Consider the following 1675-nt stretch of genomic DNA (forward strand, 5'->3'; position numbering starts at 1 on the left):
TGGAAGGCACAGTGATCACATCGACCCTGACGCGTCTGAACCCCGAGCATGTGCTGCCGCCACGCCCGGAAGTGGTGACGATCCGGGTGAGCTACAGCCCGATGCTGCCCAGCGATCAGATCAAGGTGCACATCATCGGTACTGCGGGGCTCGGCACACCGGATATTCCAAGCAAACCCGGTATCCCGGAGCCGGGGGAAAACTATGTCAGCTTTACCGTCGCCAACTACTTTGTCGGCGCCAATCTCGGCATGAACTGCCAGGTGTTTTATGAGGTGCTACGCGACCATGCCTCAACCACCTCAACAGAGCTGACCCTGCAGGTGCAAGACCTGCCGGCGCAGGAGCTGGATCTGGTAAGGATTCCAGAAGCGGTGGGGGACCAGGTTGAAACCAACAAGGCCTACACCGTGCGGGTGGACGGCTGGCCGTTCATGAGGCCTGGGCGGGCGATGTGGATTGATCTGCTCAGCAGCAGCAATTATGCGCTGCGGATAAGCCTGCCCGTCAGTAACGAAGAGTTCAACGCCCGGCGGATCAGCATGCCGATACCGGCCACTTACCTGCGCAGCCTGCATGAAGGCGACACGCTGAGAGTGAAGGTATTGGCGTCGCTGGATGGCACGGGGAACAAGTCTTCGGCGAAGCCGTTGGAGACTTCGCCGCCGTATCGGGTCAAGAGGGCTTCGGGGGTGATTGTAGGCACTATCACTGTCGGGATGGAGCCAACATACTTAGCGCTCAGCCCCGACAATACTCGATTGTACGTAGCCAATGTTAGAAGTCTGACAATGTCTATCGTTGACACTACGACACTGACAGTAATCACACATATCAATCTACAGTCAACACCTACGGGCCTAGCCGTTGACTCGTCAGGCGAAAGGATTTATGTGGCAACTAGCGATCGACAGGTAAGAGCTTTTGACAGCGACTATTTCCAAGTGATTGCATCGGCAGGCACACTCCCCAGCCAAAGTGGCCCTACTGCTAACGCAGCAGGTAATCGTTTATATATGGGAATTTGGTGGTACAGCCATCCAGAAGATCCACGACCAGCTCAATACCTTGTCCTAACTTGGAACACCTCACTCGAACCTATAGGCACCGCCTACCAAAACTCCTCAACACCACCAACCGCCATCACAACAAACTTGTTGGGTAATCGGCTATATGTCACAGGCTCAAACCAAACCATTGTCTATGACCAAGCCACGACTACCCGCTTGGGCACTTATAGCAATCAAGCGAGCACAAACGCCTTAGCTTACAACCCTCATGAAGAGTCCTTGTACGTAGCAGTCATCGGAGCTAACAATGCTAGCGGCTTTATAAATATTCTTGACACTCGCAATGACGCTCTGACCCTTTACAAATCGCTTCCAGGTTTTAATCGACCATGGGCGGTCGCATTCAACCCAATCACTGAACGGGCTTATGTCACAGAAAACTCAGGCAACACAGTAAAAGTTATTGACACTTCATCAAGAGAGGTGATTACCACCATCTCGCCGTTTGACCAACCCAAAGGAATTGTTGTAACCACTGACGGACAAAGAATGTTCGTCGCCAATGCTGGGGGTAATAGCGTAACTGTTATCGACATCTAAACTTACAACAACCCTGATATTAAACACATACAGGCACTAAAAAATAAAATGCCCCGTAGCAATAC

1 protein-coding gene is annotated in these 1675 nt (G+C 52.2%); it reads left to right on the forward strand.

What is annotated here, in order from left to right; translation table 11 throughout:
- A partial coding sequence (locus IQK56_RS29715) for a YncE family protein (RefSeq protein ID WP_193901950.1) occupies positions 1-1610 on the forward strand: 1610 nt, incomplete at its 5' end.
- Positions 1611-1675 lie beyond the last annotated feature (65 nt).

Origin of the sequence: Pseudomonas cyclaminis, assembly GCF_015163715.1 — a bacterium.
Lineage (GTDB): Bacteria > Pseudomonadota > Gammaproteobacteria > Pseudomonadales > Pseudomonadaceae > Aquipseudomonas > Aquipseudomonas cyclaminis.